The following is a 17,043-nucleotide window of genomic DNA, read 5'->3' as shown; positions in this document are numbered from 1 at the left end:
GGTCTTTTTCAATTTTTACCCTCTGGGCCAATAGGACTATTGGTTTGCTGAAACAAATGCACATCTCTTTGCGGAAATGGTATGGTAACGCCGGCTTCCCTAAACTGGGCATCGATCTTGTATCTAATTTGGCTTTTTATTTTTGGGTCGATAAAACTATCGGAAATATAAAAATTTAAGGAAAAGAGTAGTGCCGAATCTCCAAAATCATCAAAAAGAACAAAGGGTTTGGGGTTCTTTAAAACGCCTTTTTGCTCTTGAGCAACAGCCTCCAATATCCTAGTTACCAGCATAACATCGCTTCCATAGGCCACACCTACCTTAACAGTTTCTCGGGTGGTCTTATGATTTTGGGTATAATTGTAAATACTATCGGTTAAAAATTTGTGGTTTGGGATAACAATTACCTTATCGTCCCGGGTAAGGGCCCTTGTGGTACGCAGGCGTATTTCAAAAACACGCCCTACCTTTTGTTCCACCTCAATAATATCTCCAACGTGCAAAGATTGGTCTAAAATTATCAGAATTCCTGAAATAATGTCCTGGAAAAGATATTGCAAGGCAAAACCCAACCCAACAAATAAGGCGGCAGAAGCCGTAAGCAGTACGGTTAGGTTTACCCCAGAGGAATGTAGTATGGTAATGACTACCAGTATATAAAAGAGGTATTTTAGAAATCCGAAAATACTCTCAAACTTGTTCTTATCCTCCTCGGGAAGTTTGGCCGTCACCAACTTACGTACCAGTTTCAATAGATAGGTAATTAGCACCAACGAAACAATTATGGTCAGTAAAGTGCCAATGGTAATATGAATGTCACTGCTATCATATATTTTAAGCAGCAAAAACTCCTTTATTGCAGTAAAAATTCCCTTTAACTTTTCCATGTTAATATTTCAGCCATTTATACAACTCCTTATAACTTGGTTTCTTACCGTACATCAAGATCCCTACCCTATAAATTTTGGCTGCCAGCCAAACAATTCCCATAAAAGTACCCATTAATAGTGCAATGGACGTTATTAGCTGCCATAGCGGAACACCTCCCTCGCCTATACCTCCTGGTAAACGCATTAGCATCACAATCGGTGAAGTTAACGGAAACAGCGAGAAACCAACAGCTATGGGGCCATGTGGGTTACTAAAGACCGAAAAGAATCCTACGTAAATAGCGAGCATTAGCGGTAAAATTATTGGAAATATAAATTGTTGGGTATCGGTTTCATTATCCACTGCTGCGCCAATGGCCGCATAGATGGAACTATATATAAGATAGCCAAGTATAAAATAGATTATGAAAAAAATAATGAGCATAGTCCAAGGAATTTTAAAAAGCTCGGCAGCATATAATTCTACCATATCATCCGAGGTTGGAACCGATGCAAAATTTGCCGGACCAGCAGTTGGTAAACCTGCTGCACCCAATCCTTGTGGGTCTATATTAAAAATAAAAAAGACGAACATCAACAACAATGAAGCGGAAACGATCCAAATGGCGAATTGGGTAATACCGGCGAGTGAAGTACCAATTATTTTTCCGAGCATAAGTTGAAAAGGCTTTACGGAAGAAATGATTACTTCAATGATCCTACTGGTTTTTTCCTCGATAACGCTGCGCATTACAAAGCCTCCATAAATGATTATGAACATCATAATCAAATAACCGAAACCTCCTCCTATAAAAGCCTTGATCTCATTGATGCCCTTTACATTTTGCTGACCGGCGAAGGTGGCCGTGTTAATTTCATACTGATCTTCCATGGAAGCGAAATCTTCTGTAGAAACACCCAGATCTACCAATTTCTTTTGCATCAGCCTTTCTTGGAACACGGATTCCAGGGCATCCACGACTGCAGTACTTGGCGCCTCCTTGGTATAGAAAAAAGCGCGTTTTGCCACCGTCTTCAGATCTGTGGCATTCGGAATGTGTACCAAACCATAATAACCTAGGTTTGCGGTAGAATCCTTAGCGGTCTCTAAATCTATCTCCTTAAAATTTACATAGCCCGTGTTATCCGTTGTAAGGAAATCGTTTGTAAAATAATCGCTTTCGTTTAGCACGGCAATTATTCTTTTTTCACTGTCATTGACCTTGGTAAGGTAGGCAATGAGAACCACCATACCTACCATAAGTATGGGGCTCAAAAATGTCATGATCACAAAAGATTTATTGCGAACTTTGGCCAAGTACTCTCGTTTTATGATCAGCCCCAGTTTACTCATCGTTATTTTTACTTTCAATTGTTCTTATAAAAATGTCATTGGCCGACGGAATGGTCTCTACAAAACGGTTTACGTTGGCTCGGGTCGATAAATGCGCCAGAAAATCTGTAGAGTTACCTTCGGGCAATTGCACTGTTAAATCAAGATGTCCATTGGCACTATCCAAACTGGAAGATGAAATCTGAAACTTTTCCGAAAGCTCTTGCAAAAGCGTATGGCCCTGGTCAACTTCCAAACCAACCTCAAAAATATTGTTCTTGTATGCATTCTTTATATCGGACAGCCTGCCATCCAATATTTTCTCGGACTTATGAAGTAGGGCAATGTACTCACAAAGCTCCTCCACGGATTCCATCCTATGGGTAGAAAAGATAATAGAAGTGCCATTTTCCTTCAGTTTTAATATCTCGTCTTTTATAATGTTGGCATTAATGGGATCAAAACCGCTAAACGGTTCATCAAAAATCAGCAATTTGGGCTGATGTAACACAGTAACGATAAACTGTATTTTCTGTGCCATTCCCTTGGAAAGTTCTTGCACCTTTCTATTCCACCAATTTCCTATTTCCAACTTATCGAACCAAAACTTCAACCTTTTTTTCGCCTCTGCCTTGCTCAGTCCTTTCAGCTGCGCAAGATAAAGGGCTTGTTCACCAACTTTCATGCTTTTATACAATCCTCTTTCTTCGGGCAAATAACCAATATAGGAAATATGATTTGGCCGTAAGGGTTCTCCATCAAAGAAAACCTCACCGGTATCAGGGTAAGAAATTTGGTTGATTATTCTAATTAGTGTTGTCTTTCCTGCACCGTTTGGGCCCAAAAGACCATAAATACTATTTTTTGGGATTTGGAGAGAAACTTTGTTAAGCGCCATTTGGTCCCCAAACTGCTTGGTAACCTCTTTGGTAGCCAAAATATTGTTCATGAAAGCAATTTTGCCAAAGATATATAAATGCTTTAAAAGAGGTTAACGTTTTAAGCCAAATGCATCCTAAAAAACAAAACCCACCCTTAAAACATTAAGGATGGGAAAAAAATTGCTATGAAAAAGAAAATTAATATTGGTTACCCAATATTGACTCAAATATACGTTTTTTATTTAAAAAGAAAATTATATTTCCTTAGGAGAACATATCTTTAACTTTTTCAAAGAAGGATTTATCGGATTTTTCTGGTTTTGGTTCAAAATTTTCATCCCCCTGCATGCGTTCAAAGAACTCGCGCTGCTCTTTATTCAGCTCTTTTGGCGTCCATACGTTAACATGCACCAAAAGATCTCCACTACCATATCCGTTTATACTAGAGATTCCTTTGCCACGTAAGCGCAATATTTTTCCAGACTGTATGCCTGCTTCTAGTTTTATCCTAACTTTTCCTGTAACCGCATCAATTTCCCTGGAAGTCCCCAAAACGGCCTCCGAAATACTAATGTATAGATCGTAGTGAAGATTATCCCCTTCTCTTTTAAGTGTGCTGTGCTCTTCGGTTTCAATCGCTACTAAAAGGTCTCCTGGTATTCCATTGCCCGGGGCGTCATTTCCCTTGTTCTGCACCTTTAACTGCATCCCATCTTCTACACCGGCGGGTATTTTTATAGAAACTGTTTCCTCAGCTATCTTTAACCCTTGGGCATCCGCATCTTTAGGTCGTTTATCCAAAGTTTGTCCACTGCCCCCGCATGTACTGCATGTTGCCGCGGTCTGCATTCTACCCAAAATAGTATTGGTAACCTTGGTAACCTGACCCCTTCCGTTACAAGTTGGGCAAGTTCCGTAGGTTACTCCTTCTGCCTGAACTTTTCTACGGACCTTTATTTTTTTCTCTACACCATTGGCCACTTCTTCCAAGGTGAGTTTAACACGGATTCTTAGATTGCTTCCTTTAACCCTTCGTTGACCTCCACCTCCAAAGCCGCCAAATCCACTAAATCCGCCGCCGCCAAATGCACTACCAAAGATATCCCCGAATTGGCTGAATATATCGTCCATATTCATACCTCCACCACCAAAGCCTCCACCTTCGAATGCGGCGTGGCCGTACTGATCGTAACGTGCCTTCTTATCCGGATCACTGAGAACTTCATAGGCTTCTGCAGCTTTTTTGAACATCTCCTCCGCTTTGGTATCGCCCGGGTTCTTATCTGGGTGATATTCTATGGCTTTCTTTCGATAGGCCTTTTTTATCTCGGCAGCACTGGCGTTTTTGCTTACCCCTAATATTTCGTAAAAATCATCCTTCATATTTCTTTTTTAGTTGCCTACCACCACTTTGGGATGACGGATTATTTTATCGCCCAATTTGAAGCCTTTTTCCACCACATCTATAATTTTGCCCTTTAGCTTCTTGTTAGGTGCCGGTATTTGTGTAATAGCGTCGTGCACTTCAGCATCAAAGGCATCGCCCTGCTTAATTGTTATTTCTTGTAAACCCTTTACCTTAAGCGTTTCCTTAAACTTATTCTGAATGAGCTCTACTCCCGTAAACATTTCTTTGTCCTCTGATTTGGACAGTTCTTTCATCGCCCTATCAAAATCATCCAAAATAGGCAGCAACGATACTATAACTTCCTGGCCCGCAGTTTTAAAAAGTTCCATGCGTTCCTTGGAAGTACGCTTTTTATAATTCTCAAACTCGGCAAAAAGGCGTAAAAACTTATCCTTTTCCTTTCCTAGGTCTTCTTGGAGTTGTTCCTCAACGGATAATTCTTCCACCACGGTCTCTTCTGAAGTATTCTCCTCTTGTTCTACTGGCGTGTTGTTGATTACCTCATCCATCTCCTCAACCTTATTTTTTTTACTCATATAGTATAACTTTATATACTCGGAATTTAAAGGGGCAAAAGTACTGCCAATTCTTTAAAAATGTCAAAATGTCACAAAACTTTCCAAAAAAAAGTGCCATACGGCTAGCACGGCACTTCTAGTAAAACTCGGATAATGTATTTTCTCTTTTATATATGCTGGTCGGGTACCGAATCTGGGGCATTGCCCTTTGTTGTTTTATTGGCATATAAGTCTTCCAAGGACATCCGTATGTTTTGAAAGTTAAACACAAATCCTTCTTCCTGTATTTTTTTGCTACTTACCCTTTGGCTAGCAAACAAAAGATAGGACATTTCCCCCAAAGCCATTTTCATTACAAATTTTGGAATGTTCGGAAGTAACAAAGGCCTTTGCAATGTCCCGGCAAGCTCCTTGAGGAGCTTGGAATTTGTAACCGGATTAGGGCCTACACCGTTGAAAACACCCCCTAAGTTATTTTCCAATACATATAAGAACATTCTTGCCAGATCTTGGATATGGATCCAAGACTGCCACTGATTTCCGGAACCAAAGGCAGCACCCATGAAACTTTTTACAGGGACCGCTAATTTTGGTAAGGCCCCACCCTTGTTGGAAAGTACTAGGCCAATACGGATTTTGGCAATGGTTAGGTTCGGTGTATTTAATTTATTAACCTCCTCCTCCCATGCCTTGGTTACGCTACCCAAAAAATCGGAAGCTATGGCTGTCTCATCTTCATCATAAAAATTAGTCTCCGAATCTGGGTAAATGCCTATGGCCGAAGCTGAAACAAAGTAGCTTATTTGGTTGGGACCTATACGCTGCAAGGTGTTTCGAAGTAATTTTATACCGTCTACACGGCTGCTCAGTATCCTTTCTTTATATGCTTTTGTCCATCTCTTTGAAATAGTGGCCCCGCCCAGATTAATAATAGCCGTTACCCCTTTAAGGCTTTGCTCATCTATTTCCCCTTTTTCCGGGTTCCAATAAAATCCCTGATAATAGGGGGCACTCACAATTTTTTGTCTGTTGGTGGTTAGATAATTAACGGCGATATGGCGCTCACCGCACAAGGCTACGATCGCCTTCCCCACCAATCCTGTCGCACCTGTTATTAAAATTTTCATCGCTTTTTTGGTAAAGGTATTGGTTTTAATATGTAAGCTTCATCCCTTTAGTTCAGGTTTAACAGTATTGTCTATGCCTTTGTTAAGACTCTTCCAATAAGACGTTATAATTTAACTTTTCTTAAAGGTTTATTACAATTTGGTAGCTCTCAGCATTTCTCGCTTTCCGGGAGGCCCGGGTAAACGTTCCACACTAAAGTTAACCGCCTGCATGGCCCTCCTTACACTACCCTTGGCAGCATAGGTTACCAAAATCCCATTGGTTTTTAAGGCCTTGTACATTATGGAGAAAATGTCCTGGGTCCATAATTCGGGCTGCACCCTAGCTCCAAAAGCGTCAAAATAAACCAAATCAAACCTATCTACGTCTTGTATCTCCATAAAGTCTTTACATTGCTTATGCAATTGAAAACAATCGGTTATAGGCAATGATTCTTCCCAAGCCATCGCATGCATTTTTCTAAAATCGTCTTCGAACGAATTGGCCTTTAGTTGTTCTATATAATTTAATTGTTCTATTTCTTCCAGGGATACCGGATAGGCCTCTACCCCTATGTAATCCACTTTGAGCCCCAAATTAATCGCTTCAACACAAGTCACCAATGCATTAAGACCGGTTCCAAAACCTATTTCCAAAATAGAGATGGATCTGTCCTTAAAAAGTGTAAGTCCCGATTTGATAAAAACGTGATATGCTTCTTGAACGGCACCATGAATAGAATGATATTGCTCGTTCCAATCTTCAATATGGATGGTCTTGGAACCATCTGAAGTAGTAATTATTTTGCGTTTCACTTTTTGCCCGATCTTATAGCCAATCTTGTTACCAAATATGCAAGTAAGATGTTAAAACTTTTCAAATATGGTAAAAATTGTGATTGTATCGCAAAACTGGTGATTTTTACCCATAAAAAGAAGTAGCTACTTATGATAATTGGTTAATTTTATATTTGCAAAAAATTTATACTATGGATACAACCATAAGCAAGCTTAACATTGAGCAGGCAAAGGTCTCCAAGATAGACCAAGTAGATTTCGACAACCTAACCTTCGGATCTGTTTTTACGGATCACATGATGGTTTGCGATTACAAAAATGGCAGTTGGGAAACCCCATCCATTATGCCCTACCAGGCATTAATGATGGAACCCTCCGCACGAGTCTTTCATTACGGGCAGGCGGTCTTTGAAGGAATGAAAGCTTATAAGGATGATAATGGTGGTGTTTGGTTGTTTAGGCCCGATGAAAATTTTAACAGGATCAATGCGTCTTGCGCTAGATTGGCCATGCCAGAGTTTCCGGAGGAATATTTCTTTGAGAGTTTAAAGGCACTTTTGCAGTTAGACGAAGCTTGGATTAAAAAGGGATATGGCAACTCGTTGTACATCAGACCGTTTGTCATTGCCTCACAGCCTAGTGTAATGGCCTCGCCCTCTGAAGAGTATAAGTTTATAATCATCCTTTCCCCTGCCCAATCTTATTATGGTGGCGAGGTAAGGGTTAAAATAGCAGAAAAATTTAGTAGAGCGGCTGATGGCGGCTTTGGTTCGGCTAAGGCCGCAGGTAATTATGCCGGGCAGTTTTATCCTACCAATTTGGCTAAATCGGAAGGTTTTCAACAAGTGGTCTGGACAGATTCCAATACTCACGAATATATAGAAGAAGCTGGTACCATGAACGTTTTTGTAAGGATAGGCGACAAGCTATTAACCTGCCCTACCAGCGACAGGATATTGGACGGGGTAACCCGGAAAAGCGTTATAGCCCTGGCCGAGGATCAAGGTATAGAAGTAGAAATAAGACCTATTAAGGTTTCAGAACTTCTTGAAGGGGTGAAAGACGGTACTTTAATGGAAATGTTCGGAAGTGGCACCGCAGCAGTAATAAACCCTATATTGGGCTTTGGTTACAAAGGAGAGCGCTACGAACTTCCTAAATTACAAGACTCCTATGCGGTTCGGTTTAAAGACCAGCTCATGGACATCCAATACAACAAGGCAGAAGACAAATTTGGGTGGCGCTATCAAATCTAATCCCATTATAGATTACATATAAAAGGCACCATATAAGTATGGTGCTTTTTTTTATCTATCCAAAACCGTTTTTATATCCGGTTTAAAATAATTAGGGCCCTTTAGCACCTTCCCATCTTCCCTATAGATTGGTTTTCCATCCGCATCCAACTTGCTCATATTGCTCTGTTGTATTTCCGCAAATACCTCTTCGATCTTGTACTGCATGCCGTGCTCCAGAATTGTTCCGCATAAAATATAGAGCATATCGCCCAAGGCATCGGCCACTTCTACCAAGTCGTTACTATTGGCTGCCTCCAAATACTCCCTATTTTCCTCATCCATAAGATTAAAACGCAACAAGTTCTTATCGGTTCCCAAATTTGCTCTCAAGGTTTCGGAAACCCCCAACCCAAAGGAGTTGTGGAATTGTGCTACGGCATTGAGTTTATCTTTCATTTATTACGATTTATAAGTTTAACTTTTACATCCAAAATTAAAGAACGGGCAATCAAAATTATTTGGAAGGCACCTTACCCTTATACTATTTTGGGTTAGCTTTGCACAAAAATAAGCAATATGTTCAGCAACGGGCAATTAATATTTGCAGGCATTTTTGTTGTAATGTTTATCGCCATTATGGTGTTTTCCTATAAAAAGGACAAAAAATTGCATGCAAAAAATTACAAAGGTGTTAAATGGGTAGGAATTGTGTTTGTAACCTTTATAATAATCTTGTTCTTCCTTAAACATTTTCTCAAAAATTAACTTTTTGTTTGCATATACCACAAAAATTAGGGGGTTGACAACATTATTTCCGTTTTCCTCGTATACTATAAGAAATAGCGTAATTTTGCGTTGTAGTACTAAATAATATCGTTAAATGGTAACTTTTGTAAGCATACTTTTTGGTCTTATTGCTATAAATGCCATCCTACTGGTCTTCAGTGTTAATGGTGCAAATCAAAAGAATAGGCCTACCGAAAAAGGTATTTCCGAAACACCGGCTGAAATCTATCCCATAGATTTAATAACTTCCAAATACAAAAAGGCGGTATAGTTTTTTACCTTTAGGGTATGAAACAAATACTACTTGTCTTCTTGGGAGGAGGTTTGGGCAGCAGCCTTAGATTCATCATAGGAAAAACATACAATAGCTATTTTCAAAACTTTTTTTTAGGAACTTTTTTGGTAAACATAATTGGATGCCTAATAATAGGACTTGTTCTTGGGGCATCTCTTAAGAACGATTATCTTTCACAAAACCAGACTTTACTACTTTCTACTGGTTTCTGTGGAGGTTTTACTACATTCTCCGCATTTGCTTTCGAAAAACACTCCTTATTGAAGGCAGGAGAGCTCTGGCATTTTTCATTTTATACGATCGCTAGCATCGCAGTAGGTCTTCTTGCTGTGGCTTTGGGGCTTTGGCTTGCCAAATTGCTATAACCCTAGGGTTATCTCTCCCCTTCCCATTATCTAGTATTTTCTTAAGATTATAGGGTAAATAATGTGATTTACACATCTATTACACCTATGTCCATAGGCTCTCCTACCAATTCCTTTAAAGTTGTCCTACAAAATAACCAAATATTCAATTTTTTAATTTGTAAATAGAATACCCCTAAAATTTATAGGGGTAATTTGTTATAAACATAAAAATTATGCATATACCCCCTAATAATTTAGGGTCTATTATAAATTAACATATATTTGGCACGATTAACAACAAATTAATTATGAAAAAAGTCGAGGCAATTATTAGGAAATCAAAATTTGACGATGTAAAGAAGGCTTTACATGATGTCGAAGTAAACTTCTTCAGTTACTGGGATGTAACTGGGGTTGGTAACGAAAAACAAGGACATGTTTACCGCGGTATTTCTTACAGTACCACGGACATTCAAAGAAGGTACCTATCTATAGTGGTATCCGATGAATTTTTGGAAAGAACCGTTAATGCCATTTTAGATTCGGCCAATACGGGCAATGTAGGCGACGGAAAGGTTTTCGTCTCCGATGTCATTGAAGCGTATAGAATACGGACCAAAGAAAGCGGACACGCAGGAATCAACTAAAACAATTATTCAACTAACAAACAAGTATTAAAATGGACGCAGGATTATTTACAGCTAATAATGTTTGGATGATGGTATGTACCGCCCTTGTATTTTTTATGCATATGGGATTCTCTTTCTTGGAGATTGGGCTAACCAGACAGAAAAACACGATCAATATCTTATTTAAAAACGTTTTCATCATATGTGTAGGGCTTTTGCTATACTATATTGGTGGATTTAACATGATGTACCCGGGAGACTTTAATGGTTATTTTGGTTTCGCCGGATTTGGAATTGCAGCTCCCGAAAATGGGATGACACCAGAATACGCCGATGGTGGGTATACTTGGTGGACAGATTTCCTTTTTCAAGGAATGTTTGCAGCAACAGCCGCAACCATAGTTTCGGGTGCCGTTGCTGAAAGGATAAAACTGGTACCTTTCATGGTCTTTACCATTATTTATGTAGGACTGATATACCCAATCGTTGGGTCGTGGCAATGGGGAGGTGGTTTCCTTTCTACCTTAGGAGGCGATGACGCCGGGTTCCACGATTTTGCAGGATCTACCTTGGTACACTCCGTAGGTGGCTGGGGAGCGCTTATTGCCGTTTACCTGTTAGGGTCTAGAATCGGTAAATTTGGTGAAGACGGTAGAACCAAAGCAATACCAGGCCATAATATACCCTTGGCCGCCGGTGGTGTCTTAATATTATGGTTGGGCTGGTTTGGGTTTAATGGTGGATCTGTACTGTCCGGAGACCCCGAAGGTACTTCATTGGTATTGGTAACCACATGTCTGGCAGCAGCAGCTGGCGGTGTAGGAGCCTTCCTTTTTTCTACCATTCTTTACAAAAACTTTGACCTTACTATGTTCCTCAATGGTATCCTTGGCGGTTTAGTAGGTATCACCGCGGGCGCGGATCTTATGTCTCCCAACGAAGCGGTAATTATCGGATTTCTTGCCGGAATCATCATTGTGCTTGGGGTAGCATTAATAGATCGTATAAAATTGGACGATCCCGTAGGTGCCATTGCAGTTCACCTAATATGCGGTATCTGGGGAACCTTGGCAGTTGGTATTTTTGGAGCTAAGGCCGGAGGCGATCAGTTCCTTTACCAATTAGCGGGTGTAGGTGCCGTTGCTTTAATGTGTACCATATCGTCATTCATCATCCTATCCGTAATTAAGAAAACCGTTGGTATCCGAGTCTCCAAAGAAGAGGAACTAGAAGGTTTGGATCTTCATGAACACGGAATGGATGCTTATGCAGATTTTAGGATGAACCAACATTAGTAAATAAAAAGGAAACGGAGCGTTTGGCAGAACGCTCCGTTAATACAACCTTTTTCAAAATATACAACTCAATTAAACTAGTTAACAATCCTTTTACAAGGATATTTAAATCATTGAAATATGAAAACGATTATAAACACAAAATACATAAAAAATTTATTTTTCCTAACGTTTGTTTTAATCTCCACGGCTAATTTTGCCCAAGAAGAGGCAGCCGAGGAAAAACCCAAATTTGAATTCAGTGGAACGGTAGATGCCTACTATAGAGCTAACTTTAATGGCCTTAACAAAGAAGTTCCTGTTATTGAAAATGACCTACAAGTGGGTACGTTTTTACCCACCGCCCCTGGTTCTAGTTTTGCCAACGATCCTGGGTTTGCACTGGGTATGATAAACTTGATAGCGGGTTATGAAGGCGAAAAAGTAGGATTTGTGGCAGATTTGGTATTTGGCCCTCGTGGGGAAGATGCTGTTTTTGGCTCCCCTTTTGGCTCGCCTAACATTGTTAACCAATTGTACGTATACTGGAACGTTAGTGAAAGTACTACGCTTACCTTTGGTAACTTCAATACCTTTTTAGGCTATGAGGTAATCTCACCTGCCGCCAATTTTAACTACAGCACATCATACATGTTTTCTTACGGGCCCTTTTCACATGCTGGTTTAAAAGCCGACTTTGACTTGGGTAACGATTGGTCTGCCATGCTTGCCATACTTAACCCAACCGATTTTACGGATATCAACCCATTTGGAGAGCTTTCTTTCGGGGCGCAATTGGGGTATAGTGGACAGTATTTGAACTTTATATTTGGAAAACAGGGAACAAATGAGCAATTGATAGATGGGGTACTAACAGATACCGATGTCAAATCCCTTTTTCAAATTGATTATACCGGAGGTTTTGATATCACCGACACCTTTTTCCTTGGTATAAACGCCACCTATCAGGATACGGATGATATAGGATTCTATGGAGCGGCACTTTATCCACAGCTCAAAACATCGGAAAACTTCGCCATTGGCCTAAGAGGCGAATATTTTGAAGAAATGGGAGATTTTGGTGCCATTGGCACAGGCGTGGAAGATTCTAGTGTTTTTGCCATAACCCTAACCGGAAGTGCAACCATAGGTGATCTTATCATAAAGCCAGAACTGCGCTTGGATAGTGCATCGGACGACGCTTTTATTAACGCTGATTTGGAGGCCAATGATAGCTTGGCATCATTTTTATTGGCCGCGGTCTATCAATTCTAAGAATATAGGTTTACTTGACTATTTATAATGGGAAATGCCCTAACGGAAACGTTGGGGCATTTTCACTTTTTGGCAAAGGCCTTTACCCCTGCCAAAACTTTGGTGTCCAAGGTATTTACCTTTGGCACTATGGGACACGAATATTTTTTGTTATAAGCGCAATAGGGGTTGTACGCCCTATTAAAATCTATGGTAAGCGAATCGCCCTTAGGGATTCTAAGATCTATATACCTACCGCCGGTATAGGTCTCTTCGCCATTGGTCTTGTCCAAAAAAGGTAAAAACAAATAATCTGAATAACCTTCTTGCAAAATTAAACTAGGACTCTGGTATATTTCTAGTTGATATGGCTTTCCTTTTAAGGTAAAATGTGCAACGCCATATACCACTTCCTCGGCTTCCCTATCGGTAGTAGTGGGCATCATAAAAGGAACTGCTTCAGGGGTCAATTGCAATTTGGCCCTCACTGCATAACTGGTATCTGGACTGAAAAAATCCAAGGATTCAAAATTCTTGCGAAACCTGTCGGGCAATGGGGAACTTTCCGGGTCTTTGTATTCTGCGTTCAGTTCTTCCTGAAATTTTAAAATCTCATCCATCGCATTACCTGCTATGCTAGCTGTACTGGACTTAACCACATCATGATATTTCTTTTTACCAGTGCACCCGGCACCTAAGATTATCAAAACTAAAATCAAAAAATAAAGTCGCATAACACAAATTTAAAATTCAAAAATACAACATAGTATTTTTTTGGTTAGCTTTGTGTAAACAAAAACAGGAAATGAGATTTACATCAATTTGGAAGACGGTTCATGTATACCCAAGGCAATGGGTTCAGCGCTGTTATTGTTAAAATTGATGAGATTTTAAAATATAAAGCCCTGACGCCAACGTCGGGGCTTTTTTTATGCTTTATCATTATGAGAAAAATCTATTTTGGCTATTTAGATTCTTTTAAAGGGCTCTCCAAAGAGGTTTGGTGGTTGGCCCTGATTACGCTAATAAATAGGGCCGGTACCATGGTAATTCCCTTTTTATCGCTCTATCTTACCCAGAATCTGGGCTTTACCCTAGAGAATGTGGGCATTATTATGAGTTGCTTTGGCCTTGGATCGTTAATAGGCTCTTGGGTGGGTGGTAAACTTACGGATATACTTGGTTACTATCGTATTATGCTGATCAGCCTCTCCCTAACCGGGGTTATGTTCATTGCCCTGCAATTTCTCACGGATTACACAGCCATATGCATCGGGATTTTAGTACTAATGATTGTTGCGGATGCCTTTAGACCGGCCTCTTACGTTGCGCTAAGTGCCTATAGTAAACCGGAGAACAAAACCCGATCTGTAACCTTGATTCGGTTGGCCATTAACCTTGGTTTTTCTGCCGGACCGGCAGTTGGTGGTATCATCATTACAACCTTGGACTATAACGGCCTTTTTTGGGTAGATGGAAGTACATGTATTCTGGCCAGTATTTTGTTGTTTTTGGTCTTAAACCCTAAAAAGGCAAGGGTATCGGACGAAGTGAAGAACGAAACCCCAAAATCTGCCTATACAGACCTTCCCTATTGGCTGTTTATAGGGGCTATGGTATTGTTTGCCTTTGTATTTGTTCAATATTTTTCCACCATACCCATATACTATACCGAAATTCACTTGCTCAGCGAATTTGAAATTGGACTTTTATTGGCGATGAATGGTTTTCTGATTTTTGCCCTAGAGATGCCTCTGATTGCCTTTATGGAAACCAGGCCCTGGTCTAGAATTAGCAATGTAATCCTAGGACTGTTCTTGGTAGGGCTCAGTTTTGTTATCCTAAATCTTTTTTCCTGGATAGGGGTACTTGTTATGGGAATGCTGCTAATGACCGTTGGAGAAATGATCGCCTTTCCCTTCTCAAATGCTTTTGCGATGGATCGTGCAAAACGAGGAAACCAGGGAGAGTATATGGCCCTTTACACCATTTCATTCTCTATTGCTCACATTTTTGCACACAATTGGGGTATGCGCGCCATAGCCAATTTGGGCTACGAATTAACTTGGTATGGTATTGGAATTATTTGTTTGCTTGGTATTTTGTTACTTTTACTGCTACAAAGACTTCTACGAAAACAAACAGTTGTTAGCAAATGAAAAAGAAAGTACTTATTTTATCTTGGGTGATTATTGCCATGGGGTGTACCCAGAAAAAAGAGAATGGAAAAGAAGTTTCTTTAGATGAAGAACGTGTTGTTACGTTGGAGCCGAATAGGTATAACGTGGCTTTTTTAATTATGGATGGCACCTACAATACAGAATTTACCGCTCCATTCGACATTTTTCAACACACCATTTATAGAAAGAACATTAAAGCGATGAACACCTTTACGGTAGCTAATACCCTAAAACCCATAACCACTTTTGAAGGGGTACGCATTCTTCCGGATTTTGACTATACCAAGGATTCTATTCCCCAGATAGATATTTTGGTGGTACCCAGTGCAGAACACCATTTGGATACCGACTTAAAAGATACTACTATGCTGAATTTTGTTAAGGCAGCAGATAAAAACGCACTTTTTATGACCTCACATTGCGATGGCGCTTTTGTTTTGGCCAAAGCAGGAGTGTTAGACGAAGTTACCTCTACCACATTCCCCAGTGATATTGGTACGTATAGGGAAATGTTCCCACAGCTAAAAGTAAAAGACAGCGTTCTTTTTGTGCACGATGGAAAATACATTACCTCAGCGGGCGGAGCCAAAAGTTTTGAAGCTGCCCTGTACCTATGCGAGTATCTATACGGAAAGGAAATTGCGGAGTCCTTGGCCAAAGGATTGGTCATTGATTGGAATTTGGACGAAGTGCCACATCTTATTCTTCGTTAATATCGTATCTGGCACCTTCTAAATATTTGGCTACGGTTTTATTGAACTCCGGTGTAATCTTAAACAAAGCGGTGTGCTCCAAAGCGTAAAGCTCTTCCTTGTTCTTATAGCCTTGTTTTAATAGTTCTTCCAAGTAAAACAATGCGGTACCGAAGTCCTCATTTTCTGAACTTAATGAAATTATCTTAAGATAATAGCTATAATCTTTCGGAGCTGTAATGGTCTTCAACATCCAAAGGAAATTAAGGGCCTCATAATCGATAACCGTCTCCGAAACAGTGAGATCAATATTATCCTCTACTAAAGCATTTACGTAGCTTTGAAGTCGCTTTCCCATGCGTTGCAGAGCTTGGTTGGGGCCGTTCTCGTACTTTTTTAATTCTTGCATTTGATAGTTCCACCACCCCAAATTGTTGAAATTATGAGTAAGGATATCCTCTTCCAAATAATAAATAAAATCGTCCTTAATGAGCGATTCCTTAAAAAGAGCATTGTTCTCACTTCTTTTTAGGGATTTGTAAAGTTTTTGTTTTTTTAGGGTACGTTTTTTTTCCTTTAGCGAATCTATTCCCAAATGAACGCCATAAATGTCTAGTACGTCCGACAGTAGGTCTTCAGCGGCCAAAAGTTTTCCACTATTGACAAGGGTGTTAACTTCCTTGAGGTTTTGATCAAAGCTATTCTTAATGAACATCGAATCTTTTGGCGCTCTTCCTTTTGCAATTGCGTGCAATCTCAACCATTCCAACGCCTTGTTTAAATGCGCTGGTTTGGGCCATTGTTGGCCTCCATCAAAAACCAACAGTTTATTGGGAAATCGAATTTTGCTCATAATCTTTTCCTCCAACAACATTTCAGTATAGTTGTAATCTTCATTACCTACAATGCCTATAAAATAAAAAGGGCTTTTGTTGCTTAAGATTTCTGTATTGGGGATACCTCCTCCTACGGCCACCACACCACTAATACCTTTAATAAAAGTGGGGATAATTGATGCAAAGCGGGCGCTATTTGAAAATCCTGCGGTATACACTCTATTTTTATGTATCGGAAACAGGGAGAAAACCCTATTAAACACCCTATTGGCCTTAATTACGTTTTCCGAAATAGACAGACTATCATTTACATTGTTAGGAGCAGCCAATACATATCCCTGTTTTTCGGCAACTTCTTGAAACATTCGTAAAGCTTGCCTTCCCCTGCCCTTAAGATCAAAGACAAAAAGAACGGGCCATGGACTGTTGGTATCAAATTTTTGCGGAAGATAAAGTGCAAAACTTTCGGGGATAGAATCGTTTACCTGTAAAGAGTCTACAATAATTCCTTTTTTGATGCTAAGTTGTTGCGCTTTGGTATTGAAACTAAAGGAAATACCCAGGAACAAAACTATTAAAAATTGCTTCATAAATGTAGG

Annotated in this window: 18 protein-coding genes; 8 read left to right on the top strand and 10 right to left on the bottom strand. The window is 39.9% G+C overall.

Going from position 1 to position 17,043, the window contains the following annotated elements:
* Nucleotides 1-8 precede the first annotated feature (8 nt).
* The 7 genes from ACEQ81_RS13320 to mnmD all read right to left on the bottom strand — a co-directional run bounded on the left by ACEQ81_RS13320 (nucleotide 9) and on the right by mnmD (nucleotide 6,931).
* Nucleotides 9-887, bottom strand: coding sequence for a mechanosensitive ion channel family protein (locus ACEQ81_RS13320; RefSeq protein ID WP_411031397.1), 879 nt, complete (start codon nucleotides 885-887; stop codon nucleotides 9-11).
* Nucleotide 888: 1 nt separating this feature from the next.
* A complete protein-coding gene (locus tag ACEQ81_RS13315) occupies nucleotides 889-2,223 on the bottom strand; it encodes an ABC transporter permease (protein WP_411031396.1) in 1,335 nt (444 codons plus the stop codon).
* Complete coding sequence (locus ACEQ81_RS13310) at nucleotides 2,216-3,151, bottom strand: ABC transporter ATP-binding protein (protein WP_411031395.1); 936 nt, start codon at nucleotides 3,149-3,151, stop codon at nucleotides 2,216-2,218. Before ACEQ81_RS13310 ends, ACEQ81_RS13315 begins: the two co-directional genes overlap by 8 nt.
* Before the next feature lie 196 nt (nucleotides 3,152-3,347).
* Entirely contained in the window at nucleotides 3,348-4,466 is a 1,119-nt protein-coding gene (gene dnaJ, locus ACEQ81_RS13305) for a molecular chaperone DnaJ (protein ID WP_411031394.1), read from the bottom strand.
* A 9-nt stretch (nucleotides 4,467-4,475) separates the two neighbouring features.
* Nucleotides 4,476-5,027: a nucleotide exchange factor GrpE gene (locus ACEQ81_RS13300; protein ID WP_411031393.1), complete on the bottom strand. Its 552-nt coding sequence runs from the start codon at nucleotides 5,025-5,027 to the stop codon at nucleotides 4,476-4,478.
* Nucleotides 5,028-5,176: 149 nt separating this feature from the next.
* The gene (locus ACEQ81_RS13295) at nucleotides 5,177-6,136 is read right to left on the bottom strand and encodes a TIGR01777 family oxidoreductase (protein WP_411031392.1); all 960 of its coding nucleotides are present in this window, start codon (nucleotides 6,134-6,136) and stop codon (nucleotides 5,177-5,179) included.
* Between the two features lie 132 nt (nucleotides 6,137-6,268).
* A complete protein-coding gene (gene mnmD, locus ACEQ81_RS13290) occupies nucleotides 6,269-6,931 on the bottom strand; it encodes a tRNA (5-methylaminomethyl-2-thiouridine)(34)-methyltransferase MnmD (RefSeq protein ID WP_411031391.1) in 663 nt (220 codons plus the stop codon).
* Between the two features lie 173 nt (nucleotides 6,932-7,104).
* Between mnmD and ACEQ81_RS13285 the strand changes: the two genes are divergently transcribed.
* Nucleotides 7,105-8,169, top strand: coding sequence for a branched-chain amino acid aminotransferase (locus ACEQ81_RS13285; RefSeq protein ID WP_411031390.1), 1,065 nt, complete (start codon nucleotides 7,105-7,107; stop codon nucleotides 8,167-8,169).
* Between the two features lie 51 nt (nucleotides 8,170-8,220).
* Here ACEQ81_RS13285 and ACEQ81_RS13280 read toward each other — a convergent pair whose 3' ends face one another.
* Nucleotides 8,221-8,607 carry a hypothetical protein gene (locus ACEQ81_RS13280; RefSeq protein WP_411031389.1) on the bottom strand — a complete coding sequence of 129 codons (387 nt, stop codon included), beginning with the start codon at nucleotides 8,605-8,607 and terminating at the stop codon, nucleotides 8,221-8,223.
* A 424-nt stretch (nucleotides 8,608-9,031) separates the two neighbouring features.
* Between ACEQ81_RS13280 and ACEQ81_RS13275 the strand changes: the two genes are divergently transcribed.
* The 5 genes from ACEQ81_RS13275 (at nucleotide 9,032) to ACEQ81_RS13255 (ending at nucleotide 12,757) form a co-directional block, all read left to right on the top strand.
* Nucleotides 9,032-9,208 carry a hypothetical protein gene (locus ACEQ81_RS13275; protein ID WP_411031388.1) on the top strand — a complete coding sequence of 59 codons (177 nt, stop codon included), beginning with the start codon at nucleotides 9,032-9,034 and terminating at the stop codon, nucleotides 9,206-9,208.
* Nucleotides 9,209-9,225: 17 nt separating this feature from the next.
* Nucleotides 9,226-9,597, top strand: coding sequence for a fluoride efflux transporter CrcB (crcB, locus tag ACEQ81_RS13270; RefSeq protein ID WP_411031387.1), 372 nt, complete (start codon nucleotides 9,226-9,228; stop codon nucleotides 9,595-9,597).
* Nucleotides 9,598-9,887: 290 nt separating this feature from the next.
* Nucleotides 9,888-10,226: a P-II family nitrogen regulator gene (locus ACEQ81_RS13265; protein ID WP_411031386.1), complete on the top strand. Its 339-nt coding sequence runs from the start codon at nucleotides 9,888-9,890 to the stop codon at nucleotides 10,224-10,226.
* Nucleotides 10,227-10,258: 32 nt separating this feature from the next.
* Entirely contained in the window at nucleotides 10,259-11,503 is a 1,245-nt protein-coding gene (locus ACEQ81_RS13260; RefSeq protein WP_411031385.1) for an ammonium transporter, read from the top strand.
* Between the two features lie 120 nt (nucleotides 11,504-11,623).
* Nucleotides 11,624-12,757 (top strand): outer membrane beta-barrel protein, encoded by a 1,134-nt coding sequence (locus ACEQ81_RS13255; protein WP_411031384.1) that lies wholly within the window; start codon nucleotides 11,624-11,626, stop codon nucleotides 12,755-12,757.
* Between the two features lie 62 nt (nucleotides 12,758-12,819).
* Here the strand turns inward: ACEQ81_RS13255 and ACEQ81_RS13250 are convergent, their stop codons facing one another.
* Complete coding sequence (locus ACEQ81_RS13250; RefSeq protein WP_411031383.1) at nucleotides 12,820-13,470, bottom strand: DUF1684 domain-containing protein; 651 nt, start codon at nucleotides 13,468-13,470, stop codon at nucleotides 12,820-12,822.
* A gap of 210 nt (nucleotides 13,471-13,680) precedes the next feature.
* Between ACEQ81_RS13250 and ACEQ81_RS13245 the strand changes: the two genes are divergently transcribed.
* Both ACEQ81_RS13245 and ACEQ81_RS13240 read left to right on the top strand, forming a co-directional pair.
* The gene (locus tag ACEQ81_RS13245; protein ID WP_411031382.1) at nucleotides 13,681-14,895 is read left to right on the top strand and encodes an MDR family MFS transporter; all 1,215 of its coding nucleotides are present in this window, start codon (nucleotides 13,681-13,683) and stop codon (nucleotides 14,893-14,895) included.
* Nucleotides 14,892-15,629: a DJ-1/PfpI family protein gene (locus ACEQ81_RS13240; RefSeq protein ID WP_411031381.1), complete on the top strand. Its 738-nt coding sequence runs from the start codon at nucleotides 14,892-14,894 to the stop codon at nucleotides 15,627-15,629. Before ACEQ81_RS13245 ends, ACEQ81_RS13240 begins: the two co-directional genes overlap by 4 nt.
* On the opposite strand, the gene ACEQ81_RS13235 is transcribed toward ACEQ81_RS13240, so the two are convergent.
* On the bottom strand, nucleotides 15,616-17,034 hold the full coding sequence (locus tag ACEQ81_RS13235) for an alpha/beta hydrolase (protein ID WP_411031380.1): 1,419 nt from the start codon (nucleotides 17,032-17,034) through the stop codon (nucleotides 15,616-15,618). The genes ACEQ81_RS13240 and ACEQ81_RS13235 overlap by 14 nt on opposite strands.
* Nucleotides 17,035-17,043: the final 9 nt, after the last annotated feature.

Source organism: Spongiimicrobium sp. 3-5 (assembly GCF_046557915.1).
Lineage (GTDB): Bacteria > Bacteroidota > Bacteroidia > Flavobacteriales > Flavobacteriaceae > JBHEBG01.
This window is presented reverse-complemented; position numbering and strand designations above follow the sequence as displayed.